General features: G+C 70.3%; 4 protein-coding genes. 3 read left to right on the top strand and 1 reads right to left on the bottom strand.

Annotated elements, in window-relative coordinates:
• Positions 1-235 precede the first annotated feature (235 nt).
• A complete protein-coding gene (locus G582_RS0106735) occupies positions 236-1,864 on the bottom strand; it encodes a phytoene desaturase family protein (protein WP_028839189.1) in 1,629 nt (542 codons plus the stop codon).
• A 106-nt stretch (positions 1,865-1,970) separates the two neighbouring features.
• Between G582_RS0106735 and G582_RS0106730 the strand changes: the two genes are divergently transcribed.
• From G582_RS0106730 to G582_RS0106720, 3 genes are all read left to right on the top strand, one after another.
• Entirely contained in the window at positions 1,971-2,537 is a 567-nt protein-coding gene (locus G582_RS0106730; RefSeq protein WP_028839188.1) for an ECF-type sigma factor, read from the top strand.
• Complete coding sequence (locus G582_RS0106725; protein WP_028839187.1) at positions 2,527-5,289, top strand: protein kinase domain-containing protein; 2,763 nt, start codon at positions 2,527-2,529, stop codon at positions 5,287-5,289. Before G582_RS0106730 ends, G582_RS0106725 begins: the two co-directional genes overlap by 11 nt.
• A gap of 163 nt (positions 5,290-5,452) precedes the next feature.
• Complete coding sequence (locus G582_RS0106720; protein WP_028839186.1) at positions 5,453-6,604, top strand: hypothetical protein; 1,152 nt, start codon at positions 5,453-5,455, stop codon at positions 6,602-6,604.
• Positions 6,605-6,608 lie beyond the last annotated feature (4 nt).

The raw sequence follows: 6,608 nt of genomic DNA, 5'->3' as shown, positions 1-6,608 counted from the left end.
TCAAGGTCATCAAGCGTATGGCCTACGGCTATCGCGATGACACCTACTTCTTCCTCAAGATCCGCGCCGCATTCCCCGGAGTTGGGAGATGAACCATAAAAAAGCCCGCTTAGACCGAAGTCTCAGCGGGCCTGCTCCCTCCCCCACGTCGGGACGCGGGGCGATCGTGAAGGATTCGTGAGGGTGTTTGCACGCTGCACTGCAAAAGAGCACCCGACGGTTCACGAATGCCGCGTCAATCGGGCCGCGGCGACCTGCCCAGATCCTTGAGGATTTCACGTGCGGCGTTGCGCCCCGGCAGGCCGGTGACGCCGCCGCCCGGATGGGTGCCCGAGCCGCAGAGATAGAGATTGCCGAAGGCGCCGCGGTAATTGCCCTGCCCCAGCAGCGGGCGCGCGCTGAACATCTGGTCCAGCCCCAGCGCACCGTGGAAGATGTCGCCGCCGACCAGGCCGATGCGCCGCTCCAGATCGAGCGGGCTCAGCGCCTCATAGCCCAGCACGCTGCCGGCGAAGTTCGGCGCATAGTCGTTGACGGTGTCGATCATCAGCCTCGCCACGGTGTCGCGGTGCGCGTCCCAGCCGGCGTCCGTATCGCTGATGGCCGGGTTCACCTGCTGGCAGAACAGGCTGGCCACGTGCGCACCCGGCGGCGCCAGGGTGTCGTCCAGGGTCGAGGAAATCACCACCTCGACGATGGGCTTGCGCGCCCAGCCGGGGTTGTGCGCGCGCGACTTGGCATCGAAATAGGCCTGCTCGAAATACTGCAGCGACGGCCCGATCAGAATGCCGCTCTGGTGGTGCGGCTGCAGCTGCGTGCCCGGCATCGCGGTGAAATCCGGCAGCTCGGACAGCGCCACGTTCATGCGGAAGGTGCCGGAGCCGCAGCGGTAGCGGCGGATGCGCTGGGCGGTGTCGTCGTCGAGCTGGCCGGGTTCGACCAGCTTGGTGTACAGCAGCTTCGGATTGAGGTTGCTGGCGATGGTCGCGGCGCGCAGTTCGCGGCCGTCCGCCAACGCGACGCCGACCGCCTTGCCGCCTTCCACCAGCAGCTGCGCCACCTCGGCCTCGGTTTCGATGGCCACGCCGCGCGCCTCGCACTCCTTGCGCATCGCCTGGGTGATCGCGCCCATCCCGCCGATGGCGTGGCCCCAGGCGCCGGCCTTGCCGTTCACTTCGCCGAACACATGGTGCAGCAGCACGTAGGCGCTGCCCGGCGTGTACGGGCTGGCGAAATTGCCGACCACCGAATCCCAGCCCAGCGCGGCCTTCAGCGGCTCGCCCTCGAACCAGTCGTCCAGCAGCTCGCCGGCGGACTTGGTGAACAGGTCCAGCAGGTCGCGGCGGCCGCGCATGTCCAGCGATTTCAGCTGCTTGCCGACGGCGATGGAGTTCAGCCAGTCCGCCAGCACGAAGCGGTCGCTCACGTTCGGCGGCGTGCGCCGCATCAGCTCGCGCAGCACCACCACGATGCGGTCGAGCATCGCGTAGTACTCGGGCAGCCGCTGCGCATCGCGCGCCGACCACTTCGCCACTTCACCGTGGGTGTGTTCGCCGCCGAGACGGAAACTGCGCCCGTCCGGCAGCGGCAGGAAGTTGGCATAGGGCCGCTCGACCACGCGCAGGCCGTGCTCGTGCAGGCGCAGGTCGCGGATCACCGCCGGGTTGAGCAGGCTGACCGTGTAGCTGGCCACCGAATTGCGGAAGCCGGGATGGAACGCCTCGGTGACCGCAGCGCCGCCCACCAGGTGGCGGCGTTCGAGCACGCGCACCTGCAGGCCCGCCGCGGCAAGGTAAGCCGCGCAGACCAGGCCGTTGTGGCCGCCGCCGATGATCAGGACGTCGTCGCGTCGCGCTGTCTGCATGGTGTCCTCCGGTTCCGAGCATAGCCCGCGGCGGGCTGCCGCGCTTGCGTCAGCCGGGCGCCGGCTGCTAGCGTCCGCCCACCACCCTGACCGGGAATGCACCGCTGTGTCCGATGCCGAGATCACGCGGCTGCTCGCGCTGGCGCGCGACGGCGAGCCGGCGAAGATGGGCGCCGTGTTCGAGGCGCTGTACCCGCAGCTGCTGCGGCTGGCCAATTCGCGCATGTTCGCCGGCGAGTCCACCGTCACCCCGACCGTGCTGGTGCACGAGCTGTTCCTGCGCATCAGCCAGGGCAGCCCGCTGGCGCTGGCCGACCGCAACCATTTCTTCGCCGCCTCGGCCAAGGCGATGCGCTGGATCCTGGTCGAGCACGCGCGCCGCCGCGCCACCGAGAAGCGCGGCGGCGACCAGGTCATGGTCAGCCTGGACGATCGCATCCCGGACAGCGCGGCGGCGGCGATGACCACCGCGCTGGCGCTGGACAAGGGACTGCAGGCGCTGGAGGCGATCAGCCCGCAGCGGCGGCAGATCGTCGAGCTGCGCTATTTCGCCGGCATGGAGCTTGCTGAAGTCGCCGCCCTGCTCGGGATCTCCGAACGCACCGTGCACCGCGAGTGGCAGCGCGCCCGCGCCTTCCTGCAGGCGATGCTCGACGACGACGATGGACGCTGAAACGCTGGCGCACTGGCGCGCCGCCGACAGCCTGTTCGACCACTGGCTCGACCTGCCCGAAGACCAGCGCGACGCCTGGCTGGCGGCGCAGGCGATGGACGCGCCGGTGCGGCGACGGCTGGACCGGCTGCTGGCGGCGCACCACAACCCGCGCATCGCGGCGGCCGCCTCCGGCGATGCCCTCGCCGGCACCCGCCTGGGCCAATGGCAGCTGGAGGCCGAACTGGGCCGCGGCGGCATGGCCGTGGTCTATCGCGGCTGGCGCGAACAGGGCATGGCGCGGCAGCAGGCGGCGATCAAGATCCTGACCCTGGGCGCGCTCGGCGCCGGCGGGCAGGAACGCTTCCGCCGCGAGGCCGCGATCCTGGCCCGCCTCAACCATCCCAACGTCACCGCATTGGTCGATTCCGGCGTGGCCGACGACGGCACCTGCTGGCTGGCGATGCCGCTGGTCGAAGGCGAACGCATCGACCGCTGGTGCGACACCAATTCGCTTGATGCGCGCGCGATCGTGCGCCTGTACCTGCAGGTCTGCGGCGCGGTCGCCTACGCCCACAGCAACCTGGTGATCCACCGCGACCTCAAGCCCTCCAACGTGCTGGTCGACCACAACGGCCACGTGCGCCTGCTCGACTTCGGCATCGGCCAGTTCGCCGACAGCGAGGACGACCGCACGCAGACGCTGTGGCGCGCGCTCACGCCCGGCTATGCCGCCCCCGAACAGCTGCTGGGCGCGCCGCCCAGCACCGCCGTCGACGTCTACGGCCTGGGCGCGCTGCTGCACCGGCTGCTGACCGGGCGCACCCCGCAGCCGGTGACCGAAGGCAGCGAAACCACCCGCCCCTCGCTGCTGGTGCGCGATGCCGGCGACGCCTACCACCGCCACTACGTCCCGCTGCGCAACGACCTCGACCGGGTGCTGCTGAAAGCCTTGGCCGAGGAGCCCGGCCGGCGCTACCCCACCGCCGAGGCGCTGGCCGACGACCTGCGCCGCTGGCTCGACGGCCGCCCGGTGCTGGCGCAGAAGCCGCGGCCGGGCTATCGCCTTCGCAAGTTCGTGGCGCGCAACAGGCTGGGCGTGGCGGCAACGCTGCTGCTGGCGGCCACGCTGGCCGGCGGGATCGGGGCGACGTTGTGGCAGGCAGCCAAGGCAAGGCAGGAAGCCGAAGTGGCGCGCACCCAGGAACTGCGGGCGACGGCCGTACGCGACTTCATGGTGCAGCTGTTCGAAGCGAATGACCCGAACATCGCGATCGATGGACCGCTCACCGCGCGCGACCTGCTGGACCAGGGCGCGCACCGCATCGGCGAGGGATTCCGCGAGACGCCCGCACTGCGCGCGGAGATGCTGGTATTGCTCGGCGACCTCTATCGCAGGATAAACGAACTGGATGCGGCCAAGCGGCTGCTGGACCAAGGCAAGACGCTTGCCGAGCGCACCGGCGATGCGGGGCTCATCCTCGAAGCCAGGCTTGCGAAGGGCCTGCTGGACGCCAGTGCGAAGCGCGATGCCGAAGCCCTGGCGGAATTCGACGCGGTGGAGCGCTTGCTGGAGTCCAGCGGACGGATCCCCGGCCAGCTGCATGGGCAACTGGTCATGCACCGCAGCCAGGCGCTGGCGCGCATCGGCAAGGTGGCGGAAGCGGTGGAGCGTGCGGAAACGGCGCTGGCCCGGGCACGCGCCTCATCCGGGCTTGCGCCCACGGCCCTGTTTCCCTATCTGCGCGCGCTGAGCGGGGCGCTCGACACCCAGGGCCAACAACAGCGCGCCGAAGCGCTGTTGAGCGAGGCCCTGGCGCTGCGGGGCGTCGAAACCCTGTCGCCCAGCGTGCGGCTGGAGGTGTACAACGGACTGGCCAACTTTGCGCTGGCGCGGGGCGAACTCGAGGCCGCGCTGGAGAAGTCATCGGCGGCGCTGGAGTTGGCCCGGCGGATCTACCTGCCCGACAATCCCACCCGTGCCACGCTGCTGGATTTCCACGGCATCGTGCTGACCCACATGGCCCGCTTCGACGATGCGGTGGAAGCAATCCGTGAATCGATCGCGCTGCAGGAAGCGGCGAATCCGGCGGAACGTACCGCCTCCATCGCGGCGGCCTACAACAACCTCGCGCTCGCGCTGGACAACGCCGAACGTGATGGCGAGGCCGAGACCGCCATGCTCCGTGCGCGCGAGATCGCCGGCCAGATCTTCGGCGTGCAGGATCCCCGCTACGCGATCGCGACCGCGAACCTGGGCAACCTCTACCGGCAATCCGGCCGCCTCGCCGAATCCGAGGCACTGCTCGACGAGGCATTGCAGATGCGCCGCGCGCTGCTGGGCGCCGACCATCCCTTCGTGGGCCACGGCCTGATCCAGGTGGCGCGGCTGAGGCTGCGTCAGGCGCGCGCGGCAGAGGCGCTGGAACTGGCACAACAAGCCCGTGCGATCTACACGCGGTCGCAATACAAGGATCAGCGGCGGCTCGCATCGACCGAAGAAGTCCGCGCCATCGCGATGGCGGCGCTCGGCAGGGTTGGCGAGGCGGTCGCGCTGTTCGATCAGGCCATCGCCGATGCGCGCGCCGCAGGCATCGACAATGGCGTGGAATGGCCGCGGGTCATGGCGGCACGCGCCGACCTGTTCGCGCGCCACCTGCCGGAACAGGCCACCGGCCCCGTGGACGAGGCCGTCCAGGCGCATCTACAGATCTATGGCCTGCAGCATCCGGGTACCCGCCGGATGCTGGAGCTGGCGGCCCGCCTGCGCTGACCCCGGCGCTCGCCGACACGGGAATCCAGCTCCGGCTGCGCCCCTCCTGCCCGGCGATCGCGCCCCTGTCAGTCCGCCGCCCCGGATCTCGTGGATGGAGTGCCCGGATGCACCGGGTCCGGTCGGGCCGCCGTTTTCGGCCCGCCTTCCACGGGGCACGATCATGCAGATTCGCTTCATTCCCGCCGCGTCGGCGCTGGCGCTCGCCATTGCTGTCGCCCTGCCCGCAAGCGCGCAGGAACAGCCGGCCAACCTCTATATCGACGTCGCCACCCACAGCATGCCCGGCATGCCTGGGATGGGCGTGTTCGGCCGGCTGCCGGGCGCGATGTCCGGCGGCAGCGCCAGCTATGGCATGACCCGGCATCCGGGCATGCCCGGCAAGTACATCGACGTCGCGCTGCACAACCCCGGCCTGCCGGGCAGGCCAGCCGCGCAGGCGGTGCCGCGCGGGCTGGGACTGGGCGGCAGCATCGACCTGCTGCCGCCGACGCAGAAGAATTCGCAGCACGGCGACGAAGGCGGCACCGGCGTCGGTCTTGCTGATGGCAACGGCACCTTCAGGATCCGCTACTACTGGGGCTGCGGCGACAAGGCCGGCGCGGGCCAGCCGCGCGACTACTCGGTGACCGTGCGCAACGGCAAGGTGATGGAGACCGGCCGCGGCGTGAAGCCGCGCCAGGTGCCGGGCAACGCGGTGACGCCCGGCCCCGCCTTCGCGCTGTGGCCGAACCCATCCACCCGCAAGACGGTACCGATGAAGGCATCGCTGGTGGGCCAGCATCACGTCACCGGCGACCAGGTGCCGGCGTCGATGCAGTTCGCGCTGGGCGAAGAACACGACTTCCTGCCCGAGCTCAAGCTGCAGGGCGACGCCAGCGGCGGCGGCATGATCCTGCGCTGGAACGCCGTGGAAGGCGCGCGCGGCCACTTCGCCCACGCCACCGTGTCCGACGGCGACACCATCGTGATGTGGAGCAGCTCCGAGGACGGCTATGCCGGGCCGGAACTGCTCGCCTACCTGCCGGAAGCGCTGGTCGCGAAATGGGTCAAGGCGCGCACCCTGCTTGGCCCGGAGGCACGCGAGTGCCGTATCCCTGACGCCGTGTTCGCCCACAAGGGCGCCGCGCCGATGGTGCAGATGATCGCCTACGGCAATGATCGCAGCATCAGCCGTGATGGCTGGACCGTGCACGTGCGCAGCAAGTCCACCGCGATGCTGATGCCAGGCGCCGGCGCCTCCATGCAGGACGCCGCGAAGCCCGCCGCCAGGGACGTGGGCAAGAGCATGCTGCGCGGCCTGCTCGGGCGCTGACGGC

The organism is Thermomonas fusca DSM 15424 (assembly GCF_000423885.1).
Classification (GTDB): Bacteria; Pseudomonadota; Gammaproteobacteria; order Xanthomonadales; family Xanthomonadaceae; genus Thermomonas; species Thermomonas fusca.
Note: the sequence above shows the minus strand (reverse complement) of the source record. Positions and strands in the feature narration are given on the sequence as shown.

Coding starts and splice junctions, on each gene's coding strand:
- G582_RS0106735 (WP_028839189.1), bottom strand. CDS start 1,864: ATGCAGACAGCGCGACGCGACGACGTCCTGATCATCGGCGGCGGCCAC.
- G582_RS0106720 (WP_028839186.1), top strand. CDS start 5,453: ATGCAGATTCGCTTCATTCCCGCCGCGTCGGCGCTGGCGCTCGCCATT.
- G582_RS0106725 (WP_028839187.1), top strand. CDS start 2,527: ATGGACGCTGAAACGCTGGCGCACTGGCGCGCCGCCGACAGCCTGTTC.